This window comes from Rhodococcus sp. IEGM 1381 (assembly GCF_030056795.1).
GTDB lineage: Bacteria > Actinomycetota > Actinomycetes > Mycobacteriales > Mycobacteriaceae > Rhodococcoides.
The window spans coordinates 101,645-117,571 of record NZ_JASHKQ010000001.1 but is presented as its reverse complement, the minus strand read 5'-3'; the positions used below and the strand labels follow the sequence as shown (position 1 = coordinate 117,571).

At 63.8% G+C, this 15,927-nt stretch carries 16 protein-coding genes and 2 pseudogenes; 9 read left to right on the top strand and 9 right to left on the bottom strand.

Annotation, left to right across the window (positions count from 1 at the left end; genetic code table 11):
- Positions 1–50: 50 nt before the first annotated feature.
- Positions 51–527 (top strand): DUF2231 domain-containing protein, encoded by a 477-nt coding sequence (locus QM797_RS00580; protein ID WP_283273191.1) that lies wholly within the window; start codon positions 51–53, stop codon positions 525–527.
- Positions 520–1,239, top strand: a complete 720-nt coding sequence (locus tag QM797_RS00575) for a VIT1/CCC1 transporter family protein (protein WP_283273189.1) — start codon at positions 520–522, stop codon at positions 1,237–1,239. Before QM797_RS00580 ends, QM797_RS00575 begins: the two co-directional genes overlap by 8 nt.
- A 2-nt stretch (positions 1,240–1,241) precedes the next feature.
- Here QM797_RS00575 and QM797_RS00570 read toward each other — a convergent pair whose 3' ends face one another.
- The 4 genes and pseudogenes from QM797_RS00570 to QM797_RS00555 form a co-directional block, all read right to left on the bottom strand.
- The gene (locus tag QM797_RS00570) at positions 1,242–1,631 is read right to left on the bottom strand and encodes a hypothetical protein (protein WP_283273187.1); all 390 of its coding nucleotides are present in this window, start codon (positions 1,629–1,631) and stop codon (positions 1,242–1,244) included.
- A 79-nt stretch (positions 1,632–1,710) separates the two neighbouring features.
- Positions 1,711–1,887 (bottom strand): annotated as a pseudogene (locus tag QM797_RS00565) (M56 family metallopeptidase); the annotation flags it as partial.
- A 230-nt stretch (positions 1,888–2,117) separates the two neighbouring features.
- Positions 2,118–2,492 (bottom strand): BlaI/MecI/CopY family transcriptional regulator, encoded by a 375-nt coding sequence (locus tag QM797_RS00560; protein WP_283273186.1) that lies wholly within the window; start codon positions 2,490–2,492, stop codon positions 2,118–2,120.
- Positions 2,493–2,549: 57 nt separating this feature from the next.
- Positions 2,550–3,434 (bottom strand): LysR family transcriptional regulator, encoded by an 885-nt coding sequence (locus tag QM797_RS00555; protein WP_283275223.1) that lies wholly within the window; start codon positions 3,432–3,434, stop codon positions 2,550–2,552.
- Between the two features lie 187 nt (positions 3,435–3,621).
- Between QM797_RS00555 and QM797_RS00550 the strand changes: the two genes are divergently transcribed.
- The 5 genes from QM797_RS00550 (at position 3,622) to QM797_RS00530 (ending at position 9,325) form a co-directional block, all read left to right on the top strand.
- Positions 3,622–5,040, top strand: coding sequence for a M20 family metallopeptidase (locus tag QM797_RS00550; protein ID WP_283273185.1), 1,419 nt, complete (start codon positions 3,622–3,624; stop codon positions 5,038–5,040).
- Between the two features lie 20 nt (positions 5,041–5,060).
- Entirely contained in the window at positions 5,061–6,371 is a 1,311-nt protein-coding gene (locus tag QM797_RS00545; protein WP_283273184.1) for an MFS transporter, read from the top strand.
- A 74-nt stretch (positions 6,372–6,445) separates the two neighbouring features.
- Positions 6,446–7,300: a tryptophan 2,3-dioxygenase gene (locus QM797_RS00540; RefSeq protein WP_283273182.1), complete on the top strand. Its 855-nt coding sequence runs from the start codon at positions 6,446–6,448 to the stop codon at positions 7,298–7,300.
- Complete coding sequence (locus QM797_RS00535; RefSeq protein ID WP_283275221.1) at positions 7,300–8,508, top strand: kynureninase; 1,209 nt, start codon at positions 7,300–7,302, stop codon at positions 8,506–8,508. The genes QM797_RS00540 and QM797_RS00535 overlap by 1 nt, the downstream gene beginning before the upstream one ends.
- A complete protein-coding gene (locus QM797_RS00530) occupies positions 8,489–9,325 on the top strand; it encodes a PaaX family transcriptional regulator (RefSeq protein ID WP_283273180.1) in 837 nt (278 codons plus the stop codon). Before QM797_RS00535 ends, QM797_RS00530 begins: the two co-directional genes overlap by 20 nt.
- Here QM797_RS00530 and QM797_RS00525 read toward each other — a convergent pair.
- The 4 genes and pseudogenes from QM797_RS00525 to QM797_RS00505 all read right to left on the bottom strand — a co-directional run bounded on the left by QM797_RS00525 (position 9,322) and on the right by QM797_RS00505 (position 12,698).
- A complete protein-coding gene (locus QM797_RS00525; protein ID WP_283273179.1) occupies positions 9,322–10,065 on the bottom strand; it encodes a queuosine precursor transporter in 744 nt (247 codons plus the stop codon). The genes QM797_RS00530 and QM797_RS00525 overlap by 4 nt on opposite strands.
- A 79-nt stretch (positions 10,066–10,144) precedes the next feature.
- Positions 10,145–11,010, bottom strand: a pseudogene (locus tag QM797_RS00520) (DUF2189 domain-containing protein).
- A gap of 103 nt (positions 11,011–11,113) precedes the next feature.
- On the bottom strand, positions 11,114–11,974 hold the full coding sequence (gene gluQRS / locus QM797_RS00510) for a tRNA glutamyl-Q(34) synthetase GluQRS (protein ID WP_283273178.1): 861 nt from the start codon (positions 11,972–11,974) through the stop codon (positions 11,114–11,116).
- A 10-nt stretch (positions 11,975–11,984) separates the two neighbouring features.
- The gene (locus tag QM797_RS00505) at positions 11,985–12,698 is read right to left on the bottom strand and encodes a haloacid dehalogenase type II (protein ID WP_283273177.1); all 714 of its coding nucleotides are present in this window, start codon (positions 12,696–12,698) and stop codon (positions 11,985–11,987) included.
- A 160-nt stretch (positions 12,699–12,858) separates the two neighbouring features.
- On the opposite strand from QM797_RS00505, the gene QM797_RS00500 reads away from it, so the two are divergent.
- Positions 12,859–14,295: a radical SAM domain-containing protein gene (locus QM797_RS00500; protein ID WP_283273176.1), complete on the top strand. Its 1,437-nt coding sequence runs from the start codon at positions 12,859–12,861 to the stop codon at positions 14,293–14,295.
- Between the two features lie 53 nt (positions 14,296–14,348).
- Here QM797_RS00500 and QM797_RS00495 read toward each other — a convergent pair whose 3' ends face one another.
- Positions 14,349–15,194 carry a ferritin-like domain-containing protein gene (locus QM797_RS00495; RefSeq protein ID WP_283273175.1) on the bottom strand — a complete coding sequence of 282 codons (846 nt, stop codon included), beginning with the start codon at positions 15,192–15,194 and terminating at the stop codon, positions 14,349–14,351.
- A gap of 227 nt (positions 15,195–15,421) precedes the next feature.
- On the opposite strand from QM797_RS00495, the gene QM797_RS00490 reads away from it, so the two are divergent.
- Positions 15,422–15,760, top strand: a complete 339-nt coding sequence (locus tag QM797_RS00490) for an arginase family protein (RefSeq protein WP_349307189.1) — start codon at positions 15,422–15,424, stop codon at positions 15,758–15,760.
- The last annotated feature ends 167 nt before the right edge of the window (positions 15,761–15,927 follow it).

The following is a 15,927-nucleotide window of genomic DNA, read 5'->3' as shown; positions in this document are numbered from 1 at the left end:
CATGTTCGGTGCGTGAGGTGCACGCGACTTCGAAGCCAGCGGGAGAACGCATGTCCACCTTCAACGGTCTACCGGCCCATATTCTGCTCGTTCACTTCATCGTGGTGCTGGCTCCGTTGACCGCGCTGCTCGCCATTGCGGCCAGCATCTCGACCGGTGTACGCAGCAGGCTCGTGTGGCTCATCGCAGCCTTGGCGGTGTTCACACTGGTGTTGACTCCGCTGACGACCGACGCGGGGGAGTGGCTCGAGAAGCGCGTACCCAAGACTGCAGCCGTCGAACAACACACCGAGATCGGCGACTGGATGATCTACTTCTCCGTCGGTCTGGTCGTCGTCGCCGCGGCACTGGTGTTCCTGCATCTGCGTGAGCGTCGGGGCAACGCGCCCGTCCGTTGGCAGTCCATTGCGGTGGTGGTGTTGGCAGTAGTGATCGGAGCGACCACAATCGTCCAGGTGTACAGAATCGGAGAGTCCGGCGCTCGCGCCGCGTGGGACGACGTATCCGCAACGGCCGTCGATGAGTGAGCCTGAGCCCAGCCTGCACGAGCACGAACCGCACGGAGATCTGTCCGGTCGGCTGAACTGGCTGCGGGCCGGGGTGTTGGGGGCGAACGACGGCATCGTATCCACCGCCGGTCTGGTCGTCGGTGTCGCGGCCGCCACCACCGATCGTGGATCGCTGCTGACCGCGGGCGTTGCCGGCCTTGTCGCGGGAGCGGTATCGATGGCACTCGGGGAGTACGTCTCGGTGAGCACACAGCGTGACGCCGAGCGTTCGCTGTTGATCAAGGAACGTCGAGAACTCGACGAGCAGCCTGAGCAGGAACTGGCCGAGCTTGCGGCGATGTACGAGGCCAAGGGCCTGTCGGCCGACACTGCGCAGACCGTCGCTCGCGAACTCACCGAACACGATCCGTTCGCTGCACATGTGGACGTCGAATTGGGAATCGACCCCGATGCGCTGACCAATCCGTGGCAGGCGGCCGCGTCGTCGGCGGTGTCGTTCATCAGTGGTGCGCTCTTGCCGTTGCTTTCTATCCTGCTTCTGCCTGCTTCGCAACGTATTCCGGTCACATTCGTCGTGGTGCTGCTGGCTCTGGCGTTGACCGGAACTATCAGCGCACGCCTCGGTGGAGCACCGAGTCGCCCGGCGGTGACTCGAATCGTGATCGGTGGTGCGATCGCGATGGCCGTCACCTATGCGATCGGCCAACTGGCGGGCGTCGCGGGTATTTGAGATCAGCGGAAAATCGAGGTGGCGACTTCTCCGGTTTCGGGCGCCACCACATCTTGGACGACGTCGAACAACGCCACCGAGATGACGGTGAACGCGAGGACAAGGACCAGTCCGGCGGCGAGAATCCCGCGGTCGGGACGGTGCCGTGGTGGTTCGCTCAGTGCCTGCACGCGGCGCACGACGTCGCCGCCGGTACTGGCGAGAGTGCGGGTTCCATGGTCGAGGTGGGCCCGAAGCAGAGCGGTTCTGGCGATGGCAGACAATGCATCTCGACGGCCGAGCGCCGCCGCGCTCTCGTCTGCTTGACGCTCCGCCGCGTGCCGTACCGTGGCGGTCAACGGCCCGAGAATAGGATCGATCAGGGCTGCGATCTCGCACATCTGGATCCACACGCTGTGACGGTGCCGCAGGTGAGCGCTCGTGTTCGATCACCGCATGTAACTCGTTGTCCGACAGCGCTTCCGCCAGACCTGTGGTGATCACGACGGCACCTCCGCCCGAGGGAACGGCGAAGGCGTCGGGCACATCGGAGTCGACCACGACGATGCCGCCTGTCGCCCGCGCCTCGTCACCGAATTCGGATGCGATGGACGTGCTGACCACAACGCGCCGAACATGGCGGGCGACCTCGACCACGCGCCAGAACATCCACGCGGAGATGATGATTCCCACCGATAGCCAGACGAGCTCACCTGACGCCAGTAGTACCGCGGCAACCGCGGCCAGGGACGCGGCGACTGCAAATGCGGTGACCATCGACAAGATGGGGAGCAGAACGACAGCGGTCGACGGGTTGAGTCGACGGTCGATGTGGTCGGCTCCGAATCCCAGCAGCAGCGACAGCACCCACGGCAGCACGGCCACGACCAGGAGCAGAGTCATCGATGCTGCGCTGCGTCCGACTTGGCCAACAGTTCTCGCAGCGTCGCCTCGTCCTCGGGGTCGAGTGCGGCCACGAAGCTCGCCAGCACATCCGCACGCTCGGCTCTCGCGCCGAGTTCGGTGCGCATCCGCATCGCGGCCCGAAGTGCGGGGATCTCGTCGACCGGGGCGTTGAGGGTATAGACGAAGGAACGCCCTCGCCGCTCTCGATCGACGAGGCCTTTGCCGTGCAACCGCACCAGTGCAGTCATGACCGTCGTGTGAGCGAGATCCGAGCCGAGATGCTCACGCGCCTGGGCCACCGACAATTCCGTGTGCTCGCCGAGCAACTCGAGGATCGACTCCTCCAACTGTCCGGACGCTCTACGCACTGCGATTCCTCACTCGAGTCGGGTACTTCGAGGATAGGCCAGTTCGAGGTTCCTCCACTATTTCGCGGCCTCGAGAATGTCGGTCAGCGCGTCGATCAAGGCAACCGTGCGTGGTGACGGCGGTCGGCCCTGCATGGTGTGAATCTCGGCCCGACGTTGGGCGAACACCGGATGTAAGAGCGGGATGTAGGTCAGGCCCGATTTGCGATCGCCGCCGAGGTCACTGACGAGTGCGACGCCATCGCTCGATCGTGCGAACTCCAGGATCGGAGCCAGCCGCTCGCACTGCAGGCCCACGTGCGGCGACAGTCCTTCCAGTCGCACGCCGGCGTCGAACAGTTCGCGTTGACTCGAACCGGTGGTCGACAGCGCAAGGGGAAAGTTGCAGATGTCGGTCAGATCGACACTGTCTCGGTCGGTCAGGGGGTGGCCGGGCGCGACGACGGCGCAGATGGGCACCGTGATGGAGTGCTCGACCGTCACGTCGGTGCGGCGACCGAGCGAGAAGGTGATCGCGACGTCTGCTCGGGCGTCCACCACCCGTCGGCTCGCCTCCTCTCGCCCCACCACGTCCAAGGTGAACGTGACGGAGGGGTGAGTCCGGTGGACCGACGCCATGGCCCGTGGAACCACGGACTGCGAGAATCCCTCGGTGCAGGCAACGGTGACGGTGCCGTGCTCGGTGGCGTCGGCGCTGCGTATTTCGGCTATGAGGGTCGACGACTCCACTTCGTGTCGGCGTGCGTGGGCGAGGAGGCGATGGCCCGCTTCGGTGAGCGTCATTCCACGGGCATGGCGTGCGAAGAGCGGCACTCCGACGTCGCGTTCGAGCTTGGCGATCTGCCTACTGACCGCTGACGGAGCCAAGTGTTGCGCCGCGGCCGCCTCGGTGACGGACCCCGTTCTCGCTACTTCGCAGAAGTACGTGAGCGCAGAGGGCATCAAATGCAACGAGATCGCTCCTTCTTTTACAGCGCGGTCACAGCGGTGACACGTGATCGTCACCGAGCCTCTGTCGGTCCGAGCGTTGCTTGTGAGGCAACGCAGGGAGCATCAATCGGCAATGGTGTAGACGGTATCGGGCTCGCTACTGTCAGGCGAACACCGGGCCGACGGCGAGGGAGATTCGATGAAACGCGAGCATGTGATCGCGAAGGCCCAGGACTTCTACGATTCGGGTGAGTTCTACCGCGAACTGTCCGAGCTCGTGTCCGTTCCCTCGGAGAGCCAGTCGGCGGCCGGACGGGTTGCGTTGTCGGCATATCTGCAGGATCTTCTCCTGCCGCGGCTCGAGGCGCTCGGCTGTGCGGTCGAGACACACTCCAACCCGGCCGCGGACGGTGGTCCCTTTCTGATCGCCACCCGTCACGAGAGCCCCGATCTGCCGACCGTGCTCTGTTACGGCCACGCCGATGTGGTTCTGGGCATGGCCGAGGACTGGTCGGACGGTTTGTCGCCGTGGAGTCTCGTCGAACGGGACGGTCGGCTCTACGGCCGAGGAACCGCCGACAACAAGGGCCAGCATCTGGTGAACCTCGCCGCACTCAGAACCGTCCTCGACGCCCGTGGCTCGTTGGGGTTCAATCTGACCCTCCTGTTCGAGACGGGGGAGGAGATCGGATCGCCCGGACTCGAACAATTCGTTTCCGACCACCGCGAAAAACTCACCGCCGACGTGCTGATCGCGTCGGACGGACCACGTCTCGATGCCCAGACGCCGACACTGTTTCTCGGTGCCCGCGGGGGAGTGGACTTCGACCTTGTCGTCGACCTGCGTGAGCGCGGCTACCACTCGGGCAACTGGGGTGGACTGCTCCGCAACCCGGCGACCACCTTGGCCGGTGCCATCGGGACGCTCGTCGACGGCCACGGCCGCATTCTGTTGGACAGCCTGGTGCCAGAGCAGATTCCGGGGGCCATCCTCGAGGCCCTGCGAGGCGTCGAGGTCGGCCGCACTCCGGGCGATCCGGTTGTCGACTCCGGTTGGTCGGCCACCGAATTGTCGCCCGCCGAGCGGGTTTTCGGGTGGAACACCCTCGAAGTGATCGCCATGAGCGCAGGCAACATCGTCGAACCGGTCAATGCGATCCCCGGCCAGGCGCGAGCACGGCTGCAACTGCGGTACGTCGTCGGTACCGACCTCGACGATCTCGACGCGCGGCTACGACGCCACCTCGATGCGCACGGCTACTCGATGGTCGCCGTCGAACTCGGCATCTCGTTTCCCGCGAGCCGAACGAATCCGAACGATGGCTGGGTCCGCACGGTCGCGGAGTCGGTCGAGCGCACCGTCGGTTCTCCGGTGACCGTGCTGCCGAACATCGGTGGGTCCCTGCCCAATCACGTGTTCACCGCCACTCTCGGCATTCCGACGGTCTGGATGCCGCACTCCTACCCGGGATGCCGTCAGCACGCGCCCGACGAGCACATGCTCGCTTCCATCGCTCGTGAAGGTCTCGCGATGGCTGCCGGCCTGTTTTACGACATCGGCAATGTCGCCGGTGGTCATGACGCACCGCTCGAATCCGCCAGCGCCTCGCGCTCCTGAACATCACCGGAGAATCCGACATGTCCACTGCACACGTCCATCGAACCCCCGATCGCGACGACGGCGCGGATGAAGCCGTTGTGTCCGTGAAGAATCCGGTCCGTGCCATCGCGGCCGCCACCATCGGCAACGCGCTCGAATGGTTCGACATCGCCATCTATGCGCTGTTCGCCATCTACATCGGACAGAACTTCTTTCCGTCGGCCGACCCCGGCGTGCAACTGGTTCAGACGTTCGCAGTCTTCGGAGTCTCGTATCTGATTCGCCCCCTCGGCGGACTGATCCTCGGGTCCTACGCAGATCGGAAAGGGCGAAAGAAGGCCCTGGTGATGAGCATTCGCCTGATGGTGCTCGGAACCGCGTTGATTGCCTTCATGCCCAACTACGACGACATCGGCATCCTCGCCCCCATCGGAATCATCGTGGCGCGCCTGATCCAGGGATTCGCTGCAGGCGGCGAATTCGGCGCGGCCACATCATTTCTCGTCGAACAGAACGGCAAGCGCCGCGGATTCTTCGGCAGCTTCCAGTTCGCCAGTCAGGGGTTGGCAACGCTGATGGCGGCCTCGTTCGCAGCTGGACTGACCGCGGTGTTGTCCGAGGCCAGCATGGTCGATTGGGGCTGGCGCGTCCCCTTCATCTTCGGGCTCATGGTGGGCCCGGTCGGATGGTTCATTCGCCGGCACGTCGACGAATCACCGGCTGTCGTCGCCACGTCGGACGTGCCGACATCGCCTGTGCGCGATCTGTTCAAGAACCAATGGGGAGGCATCCTCATTGCCGGCGGTGTGCTGGTGGTGTCCACCGCGCTCAACTTCATTCTGCAATACCTGCCGACCTTCGGCATCAAGCAACTGGGACTGAACAACTCGCTCTCGTTCGTCGCACTGATGATCACCGGTGTGATCCTGACCGTGGTGACGCCGTTCGTCGGTCAGCTGTCCGACAAGGTCGGTCGCATCAAGATCATGTTGCCGTCGGCAATTGCGATCGGCGTGAGCGTCGTTCCGCTGTTCATGTGGCTCATCGCGGTGCCGTCGTTCCTCACGCTCGCTCTCGTCATGACGATTCTGGGTTTGTTGAAGGCGCTCTACTTCGGCGCGCTGCCGTCGGTGATGTCCGACGCGTTCCCGGTCCATTCGCGGGCCACCGGACTGTCGTTCGGATACAACGTCACCACGGCGATCTTCGGTGGATTCACCCCGACCATCGCGGCCGCTCTGGTTGCCGCGACAGGACAAGCGGTGTCCCCGGGCTACTACATCCTCGCGGTGTCCCTGGTCAGTATCGCTGCACTGATCGGCGCAGTGCGGATCCGCGGCATTCGATAGCTTACGGATATCTAGCGGTCGGCACATTTATGTAATACGCTGGCCGCACCAGCCCACCACCTCGAGGACGATCCATGAGCGTCGAAGCGAATACTCGCTCGATAGAGAAGACTGTCGTCACCGACTTCAGTGACCGCATGAGCTACGGCTCGTACCTGGACCTCGACACGTTGCTAAGCGCCCAAAAGCCGGTGAGCACCCCGGAGCATCGCGACGAACTGCTGTTCATCATCCAGCACCAGACCACCGAGCTGTGGCTCAAGCTGGTGCTGCACGAGACGCTGGCCGCGCGGGCGGCCCTCGATGCCGACGACATCGGCACCGCGCTCAAATGCGTGGCCCGGGTCAAGCACATTCAGAAGACGCTGACCGAGCAGTGGTCGGTGCTGGCCACACTCACCCCGACGGAGTACTCGCAGTTCCGCGACTTCCTCGGCAACTCGTCGGGGTTCCAGTCGTACCAGTACCGGGCGGTGGAGTTCGTACTCGGAAACAAGAATGCGGGCATGCTGAAGGTCTTCGAGTCGGATCCGGCTGCGCATGAGCTGCTTTCGACCCTGCTGCACGAGCCGAGCCTGTACGACGCCTTCTGGCAGTCTCTGGCGCGGCAGGGGTACGACGTACCGGCATCGGCCCTCGACCGTGACGTCACGACGGCATACACGTTCAACGAGGACTTGATGCCGCTGATCAAGTTCGTCTACGAGAACCACACCGAACATTGGGCGGTGTACGAGGCATTCGAGGAGCTCGTTGACTTGGAGGAGAACTTCCAGCTCTGGCGCTTCCGCCACATGCGCACGGTGTTGCGAACCATCGGAATGAAGAGCGGAACCGGAGGGTCGAGCGGCGTCGGATTCCTGCAGAAGGCACTCGAACTCACCTTCTTCCCCGAATTACTCGCTGTGAGAACGGAAATCGGACGATGATGGAACGTGCACTCGAACTCGACAACAAGGACCCGCTCCGCAGCTATCGCGACAAGTTCCTCGGTAGTGACGACCCGTCGATCACCGCGTATCTCGACGGCAACTCGCTGGGCCGGCCCACCAAGGCGAGCGTCGAACGGATCAACACCTTCATGACGCAGGCCTGGGGCGGACGCCTCATCCGCGGCTGGGACGAGCAGTGGTTCGACCTCCCCGTCACCATCGGCGACGCCCTGGCCGACGCCACCCTGGGGGCAGCGGCCGGCCAGACCACTATCGGCGATTCGACGACGGTACTGCTGTACAAGCTGGCACGGGCAGCGATCGCCATGCGGCCTGGCCGCACCGAGATCGTCATCGACCGTGACAACTTTCCGACCGACCGATACTTGCTCGAAGGCATTGCGGCCGAATCGAATATGACTCTGCGATGGATCGAGACGGACCGCCGCGGTGGTATCGAACCGGAACAACTCGCCGAGGTGGTGGGGGAGAACACCGCCTTGGTGGTGATCACCCACGTCGCCTACCGATCTGGCTTCCTCGTCGACGTGGCCGAGGCGACGCGTATCGCGCACGCGGCCGGCGCGCTGATGCTGCTGGATGTGTGTCACTCCGTCGGGTCGGTGCCGATGGAATTCGATTCCTGGGGAGTGGATCTGGCCGTCGGGTGCACCTACAAGTACCTCAACGGAGGCCCGGGATCGCCGGCCTTCGCGTATGTGCGGGGTGATCTTCTGGACGATTTCGTCCAACCGATCTGGGGGTGGATGGGCCGGGCCGATCCGTTCGAGATGGCGCAGGGTTACGTTCCGGCACAGGGTATTCGACGCGTCATCAGCGGTACGCCGTCGGTGTTCGGCATGATCGCGATGCAGGACACCATCGAGATGATTGCCGAGGTGGGGATGGACGCGATACGTGCGAAGTCCGTTGCACTGACCGAATACGCCCTCGAGCTCGTCCGAGAGATGCTGGTTCCGCTCGGGGTCGAGATCGCCTCGCCGGAGGATCCGAATCGACGCGGCGGTCACGTCACCATCGACCATCCCGAGTTCAAGGCGATCACCGCTCGTCTGTGGGAGCAGGGTGTCATCCCGGATTACCGCGCGCCTCAGGGTATTCGCCTGGGATTGAGCCCACTGAGCACCTCGTACCGAGAGGTGTATCTGGGAATCGTGGCGATCCGTGACGAACTCCGCACCTAGCACCGCCGGGGCCATCCTCGACGACTTCGACTCTCGTCCGGGCAGCGCCACCTCACTCGTGCGCACAGTGCTCGGGGCCTACGTTCGACCGCTCGGAGGGTGGTTCGCCATCGCCGATTTTGTCGTGTGGATGGACGCGCTCGGGGTGCCACCGGAGAGCACGCGCATTGCGGTGGCCAGGTTGAAGAAGAAGGGCGTCGTCGAATCCGGTAATCGTGCGGGTCGCACCGGCTATCGCATCACCGAGCAGGCCGACGCGATGTTCGCGCGCGGGGACGGCCGGATCTTCGGTTTCCGGCGGATGGCCGATGGCGATCCGTTTCGGTTGATCTCGTTCACCATCCCCGAGACGCAACGTGCAGCGCGACACCAACTTCGGCGTCGGCTCACCGGAATAGGCTGCGGCACAGTCTCACCTGGTCTGTGGATCGCACCCGAATACCTCGCGGACGAGGCCGGTGCCATCGTCGACGCGTTGGAATTGTCGAAGTACGTCACGACGTTCGTCGCGTCCGAGATCGCGACTCCCGCCACGCTGCGTGACAGTGCGGCGCTGTGGTGGGATCTGGCCGGCATCGCCGATCGTCATCGGGCATTTCTCGACGCCTTCGACGGCGGGTCCCCGGCTCGGAATTCCCGCGACGCGTTTGTCACGTTCGTTCCGTTGCTCGACGAATGGCGCGTCATTCCCTACATCGACCCTGGTCTTCCGCCGTCCATGACGCCGAACGACTGGCCGGGCACCCGGGCCGTCGCCACGTTCGAGACGGCCCGGGAGCGTTACTTCGACCTCAGTATGGAATGGGTCGCGTCCTAGCCATCCTGGTACGACGGCTCGCGCTTCTTGATGTACGAGATGACGCGGTACGTGATCGGCATGACGATGATCTCGGCCAGTGTCTTCCACAGGAATCCGACGATGACGTAGTTGATGAAGTCGGTCCACGTGCTGATGCCGATGACGCCGGCGGCTATGGAGCAGAAGATCAGGGTGTCGAAGAATTCGCCCACTATGGTCGACCCGATCAGTCGCGCCCACAGGTGCTTTTCCTTGGTGCGTTCCTTGATCTTGACCAGCACGACGGAGTTGAGGAGCTGCCCGACGGTGTAGCCGGCGAGGCCGGCGAGGACCAGTCGGGGAACGACGCCGACGACGCTTTCGAGCGCGGCCTGGTTCTCGTAGAACGAGGCGGCGGGAAGTTCGATGGCGATCCAGAAGCACACGGAGGTGAGCAGCAGGGAGCCGAAACCGAGATAGATCGCGCGGCGCGTGGCTTTGAAGCCGTAGACCTCGCTGAGCACGTCCCCGAGGATGTAGGCGAGGGGGAACAGAAAGAATGCGCCGTCGGTATTGATCGGCAGGATTTGGAACGGTCCGAGCATGACGTCGGACGAGGCGAAGAAGGCGACACCTTTGCTGGCGGCCACGTTCGAGATCAGCAGCGTCGCCACGAAGAGCGCGACGATGGGGGCGTAGTAGCCCTTGCTGATGTGAGCGAACGTGGCCTGCCCAGACTCGGTGCCGCCGTTGGCGGCGGTGTGTTCGGTAGTAGTCACCTGTGAATCCAAGCACCGAGACGACGATGGGCGCGAATCCCCGGGTGAGGGATGCGCGCCCATCGAGGCGGATTACAGGTCAGGCGACGTGGCCACGCACCGTGACGCGGTAGGCGTAGGTACCGGCGATGATCGTGATCGGAATGGTCACCAGCAGGCCGATGCCGATGAGCAAGAACCCGACGACATTGAGGCCGAACAGGGCGAGCGCGAGCACGAAGATCGTCCCACCGTTGGACGCGATCGCCTGCGCGCTGGCCTTGATGGCGGGGATGGGTTCGTCGCCGCGGTCGATGACGAACTGGAAGGTCCACCACGTGAAGAACGTGATGACGATGCCGGGGATGATCAGCAGGACGAAGCCGATGCTGGTTGCAATGCCGACGAGGATTCCGGCGATGACGACGGCGGCAACATTGCCGAACTGGAAAAAGGACCCGAACGCGGGCTTGATCCCGTCCACCTCGTGCAGAGCACCGCGGACGAGTGCCGCTTGAATGAGGAGCGCGACGACTCCGACGATGATGCTGAAGACCAGACTGAGGACGATGCTGTCGGAGCTCAGAACGAAGTTCAGTACGCCCTGGATGATCGCGGCGATCAGGACTATGCCGATCCAGACGAGTGCGTTCTGCTTGAACTTCTCGAAGCCGTAGCCGATGGCCGTTCCCACGGACAGCTGCGTCGGCATCGGTGAGTTACCGAACGACGGAGGCGGCGGGTAGTTGCCCTGTGGGGGAGGTGGGTAGCCGCCTTGCTGGGGATAGTCGCCGGGAGGAGGCGGGTAGTTGCCGGGGGGTGGGTAATTGCCCTGCGCAGGGGGTGGGTAGTTGCCGGGGGGGGTGGGTAGTTGCCCTGCGCAGGGGGTGGGTAGCCGCCCTGCGGCGGGGGATAACCACCGGGGTTCTGTGGATCCTTGTCGGGGTCGTAACCGCCTGAGGTCATTGCGTCCTTCTCCCTCGGGAAGAGTTGTCGCGGTCACTGCACGTCCGATTGATCCCGAGTTGGGTCCCGTCGCGTTGCAACGTGATCTCGATCGATAGGACGGTCAGATTTTTGAGGGGTCGAACACCCACGGTTCGCGTGGCACCTGCGTCGGCTTCCACCGCTCCAGCAGTTCCTCGGCGTTCTTTACGTTCGGCACACCGAGGGAAGTGGTGATGAGCGCCCACGCATCGGGTCGTTCGCGCAGCGTCACCGCGCCGTCCCGTTTGGCCAGCCGCTTACCTTCGACGTTCAGAGCGAGGGGCACGTGGACGTACGTCGCGGGGGTCAGGCCCAGGAGTTGAGCGAGGTAGCCCTGCCGCGGGGCGGAGGTGAGAAGGTCGTCGCCGCGCACGATCTGGTCGACGCCTTGCGCGCCATCGTCGACGACGACGGCGAGGTTGTAGGCGGGTACACCGTCGGATCGGCGAAGGACGAAGTCGTCGACCTGGCCTCGAAACAGGCCGTGCAGCTGGTCGACGATGGTGAATTCGGTTACCTGTGAACGCAATCGAATGGCCGGTGGGCGGTCCTTCGCCGCTTTCTCGTCAGCGGTCAGATTTCTGCAGGTGCCGGGATACGCGCTGTCGGGAGCATGTGGGGCGGATGCGGCCTGGAGGATTTCCCGACGCGTGCAGAAACATTCGTACGTCATCCCGGCTGCGGTGAGCGTGCGAATCGTGGCGTCGTAGATTTCCCGACGCTCGGATTGCCGCATGATCGGCCCGTCCCAGTCGATACCGATGGCGGCGAGGTCCTCGAGTTGGCGCTGCTCGGATCCGGTTTTCACGCGATCGAGATCCTCGACGCGCATGACGAACCGTCGTTCGGTGGAGCGGGCGAAAAGCCAGGCCAGGAGTGCAGTTCGTAGATTGCCGAGATGCAAATCGCCCGAGGGACTGGGGGCGAAGCGTCCGGCGGGCATGGGAACAACTCTAGGTCGCGTGCTGCAGTAGCTTCTCGAGGTGGAGCAGTGAGGTCGCCTCGAGGTCCGGTGCGGTGAAGTGCTGCGGGTAGGTGGTGCCGGTTCGGTTGATCCATGCCGTGGACAGACCGGCACGGTGGGCACCGTCGATGTCCCAGGGGTGGACGGCGACGAGCATGGCTTCGTGGGGTTCGACGCCGCACCGATCGAGCGCGTATCGGTACGACTGTGCGGCGGGCTTCCACGCCCCGGCGGCCTCGACGGACAGGAGCATCTCGATCTGCCCGAGTACTCCTGCGCCGTCGAGCAGCTTTTGGGCGACGCCGACCGCACCGTTGCTCAGGGTGATCAGCCGAATATCGAGGGCAGCAAGCGCTTTGATGCCGTCCGCGACGTCGGGATGCACGTCCAGGCCCATGAAACCGCCCATGATGTGCTCGACGGCGTCGCCGATCTCTCGATTCAAGGCCTCACGCGGCAGCATCACTGCAAGTAGCCCGGATGCGACGTCCGCGAAGGGCCGCGCCGCGTCGGCCGCGGTGAGTGCAAAGCCGTCACGCAGGACACTCGCGAACCACAGCGACGCGAGTTCGGCGGGGGCTCCCACGTCGGTGAAGCGCTCCGACAGTGGCGACATGTCGGACAGCGTTTCGTTGACGTCGAAGATGATCACACGTGGTCGACGTAGCGCAGGCGACTCGTTCGGGTTGTCGGGATCGGTCACGAACTGAGCTCCTTGTGGTGGTTCTCTTTTCCTCGGGCAACGACGAGGCTCACCCGACCGTATCGACATTCTCTGCATCGCGAGTGGACTCCTGCCGGCGAGCTCGGTGCCGGCCGGGTCGGTGACCGGATGCGTACCGTGGAGGCGACGGGAGGCCCGAGTGAGCTGGACGAAGATTCGCGAAGTACTGCGGCGCGTCGAGACGAGCACCCGTCCGGTGGATCCTCGAACGCGCGCGGCGCTGGACGAACGGTGGGCGGCATTGCCCGCCGGCGTGCGGACGCCGTCGCAGACACTGGGCCGCCACGCGGTGGGATGCGAGGGCACCCACGGGGTCTTCCCGAAATGCAACCTGACGTGCAGTCCCTGCTATCACAGCGCGGACGCCAACAAGGTTCGCATCGATGGCGAGCACACCCTGCGTGAGGTGGCGGCGCAGATGAGACACCTTGCCGCCCGTCGCGGACCGCGGGCGCACGCGCAACTGATCGGCGGAGAGGTGAGTCTGCTCGCTCCCGACGTTCACGCGGCTGCACTCACGATCATGCGCGAGTACGGCCGCGAGCCGATGTCGTTCACGCACGGTGACTTCGACTACGAGTACCTACAGGCCGTTGTCGTCGGTGAGGATGGCCGTCCCCGCTTCGGACGTGTCTCGTACGCAGTGCATTTCGACAAACTGATGCGCGGCCGACGCGGAATTCCGCGGCCGACGTCCGAGGCCGAGCTGCATCCGTATCGCCGACGGTTCGCCGAGATGTTCGCGCGCTTGAAGAGCGAGCACGGGGTGAGCTCGTATCTGGCCCACAACATGACCGTCACTCCGGACAACATCGACGAAGTGGCCGACGTCGTCGAGAATGTAGTCGCGATGGGCGGCTACTCGATGGTGTCGTTTCAGCCCGCCGCATTCGTCGGGGACGCGCGGCGGTGGTCCGGTGGCTACCGGGATGTCGATATCGGCACGGTTTGGGATCGGATCGAACTCGCTATGCAGCAACCGATTTCGCATCATGCGATTCAGTTCGGTGATCCTCGTTGCAACAGAACAGCTTTGGGATTCATGGTCGGTCGGAGGTGGCATCCGTTCCTCGACGTGACGCGCCCGGCCGAGGTCGATGCCCGGGAACAGTTCTTCAGGCACTTGGGCGGAGTGAACTTCGGCGGAACTCCTCCGGTGGTGCTGTTCCTCAAAGTGCTGCGCGTGTTCGCTGGATATCCGCGCGGTGTTGTGGTGGCGGTGCGGTGGGCACATAGCGCTGTGCGTCGATGTGGTGGCATCCGGGAGCTGTCGGTAGCGTTCGCTCGCCGCCGGGTTCGTCCGATGACGTTCGTCGTTCATCGGTTCATGGATGCGGAAGACGTTTCTCCCGCTTGGAAGATGATGCAGTCCGGTGAGACCGCATCGGATCCGGTGCTGCTCGAAACGCAGGAGAGACTGGCCGCGTGTACCTACTCGATGGCACACCCGGAAACCGGTGAACTCGTCCCGGCCTGTGTACAGCACTCGGTGTTGGATCCGGGGGAGAATGAGGAACTGCGAAAGCTGCTTCCGCTGCTCGTGTCGGGCTCGAAAACAACTGGTTGCTGTAGCTGAGGTGTACTCAGGTGGTGTCGAGCCATGCGACACCACCCAAGCGAAACCTCCGGCTATCCGCCGCTGGTGTTGAGCTCGCCGTTGACGCCTGCGGGGAAGAATCCACCGGACGTGACCGGAGCCGGGTTCAGGTACACGATATTGAGCACCTGGCCGGGTGAGCGTGAATACGCGATTCCGTTGGCGTCCAACGGAACCAGATTGGCTGCACCGTTGAGAGTGATTCCCTGATCCAGATCGTCCGGCCCATCGAGGCTGTCTCTTGCGTCGGAGATGGCGTTTGCGGGGGCCTCGAGGCCCAGAGAGAACAAACTCGTACGGATGATGCCCGCGTGGTACGCCTCGGCTGCCAGAATGCCTGCGGCGGCTTCGAGATACGTCTTGTTCGACACCAACGGTGCCGCGCCCTTGTACGCGGTGACGCCGACGTCCTCGAAGATGAACGCGCCGAGTAAGAAATTCTGCTCGTTCGCGTAGACGTCGAAGGTCTCGCCCTCACCGATCAGTCCTGCTGCCTTGGCTGCCGCGTTGAAGCTGGCGTCGAGGTCGATCGCCGGCCGCGCCACTGCCGCGTTTCCGAGTGCTCCGCGCAGGAACGCCACGTGATTGAGTTCGTCGAACGCGATTTCCTCGGCATACGCCTTGATCAACTTACTGTCGAACGTCACCTGCCGACCTCCGGTGACGGGCCCGGGAGTTCCGGTGCCGCCCACGAGAGTGTCCGGTAGACCCTTTCCGGTCACCGCCCGTTGATAGAACTCCGCTTCCAGGTACTCGAGGTTGAGCGCGAAGTTCAGGATCGCTGCATCGGAGGGGCCTTGGCCGGGCATTCCGGGGATCAGCGGGCCATCCGAGGAGCCGAAGGGGAAGGCAGATGCGACGCCTGAGCCCACAGTCATTGCCGCCCCTGCGCCTAAACCGGTGAGACCGGCTGCCCTCATGAAACGTCTGCGATCGAGACCGTTTTCTGAGCTGCTACTGATGGCCTTGGTGATGAATTTCTTGTCGAACATATGCGACTGTGCCTCTCGTCCGGGTGAAGTGCATGATGCCGACGCCCCCGCGGACCAGGCAACAGTAGCCCCTCGAACGACTATGTGTACTTTTCCCCAGAAATTGCCCATAACTGCTGGTAGAGGCCCTGTGCGACGCGGGCCACATGGATCCAATGGGACGAATGATGTTGACATCGGCGGATTACCGGCGATTGACGCGCAAGCTCATGGCGCTGGCCGATGAATTGTGCGGAGGAAAGATCGTCTTCCTGCACGAAGGTGGGTACTCGCGGTGGACCGTGCCGTTCTACGGTCTCGCAGTCCTCGAGGAACTGTCCGAGATCCCCACAGACGTCATGGATCCTTTCCAGCTCTACAACGGGATCGATCTCGGCCATGGATTGCTCCCGCACCAGAAGGCGGCGGTGGATGCGGCGGCGGCCAACGTGCCCCGCGTTCCCACCCGCTGATGAGGAGCCACCGCCCATCGGGCGGTGGTGCTGCGCATCCCGGACAGTCGATGATCTTGCGCGCCACGCCACCGAGTTCTTGCTCATCGAACGGATCGGACCCGTCGGCGGCCGAATGCACACCGCCCACCCGAAACGATGAGGTAAAGACCGACGCACGCATGGTT

Excerpts from the sequence above, each read along its gene's own strand:
- QM797_RS00580 (WP_283273191.1), top strand. The coding sequence starts at position 51 with ATGTCCACCTTCAACGGTCTACCGGCCCATATTCTGCTCGTTCACTTC.
- QM797_RS00575 (WP_283273189.1), top strand. The coding sequence starts at position 520 with ATGAGTGAGCCTGAGCCCAGCCTGCACGAGCACGAACCGCACGGAGAT.
- QM797_RS00555 (WP_283275223.1), bottom strand. The coding sequence starts at position 3,434 with ATGCCCTCTGCGCTCACGTACTTCTGCGAAGTAGCGAGAACGGGGTCC.
- QM797_RS00550 (WP_283273185.1), top strand. The coding sequence starts at position 3,622 with ATGAAACGCGAGCATGTGATCGCGAAGGCCCAGGACTTCTACGATTCG.
- QM797_RS00545 (WP_283273184.1), top strand. The coding sequence starts at position 5,061 with ATGTCCACTGCACACGTCCATCGAACCCCCGATCGCGACGACGGCGCG.
- QM797_RS00540 (WP_283273182.1), top strand. The coding sequence starts at position 6,446 with ATGAGCGTCGAAGCGAATACTCGCTCGATAGAGAAGACTGTCGTCACC.
- QM797_RS00535 (WP_283275221.1), top strand. The coding sequence starts at position 7,300 with ATGGAACGTGCACTCGAACTCGACAACAAGGACCCGCTCCGCAGCTAT.
- gluQRS (WP_283273178.1), bottom strand. The coding sequence starts at position 11,974 with ATGCCCGCCGGACGCTTCGCCCCCAGTCCCTCGGGCGATTTGCATCTC.
- QM797_RS00495 (WP_283273175.1), bottom strand. The coding sequence starts at position 15,194 with ATGACTGTGGGCTCAGGCGTCGCATCTGCCTTCCCCTTCGGCTCCTCG.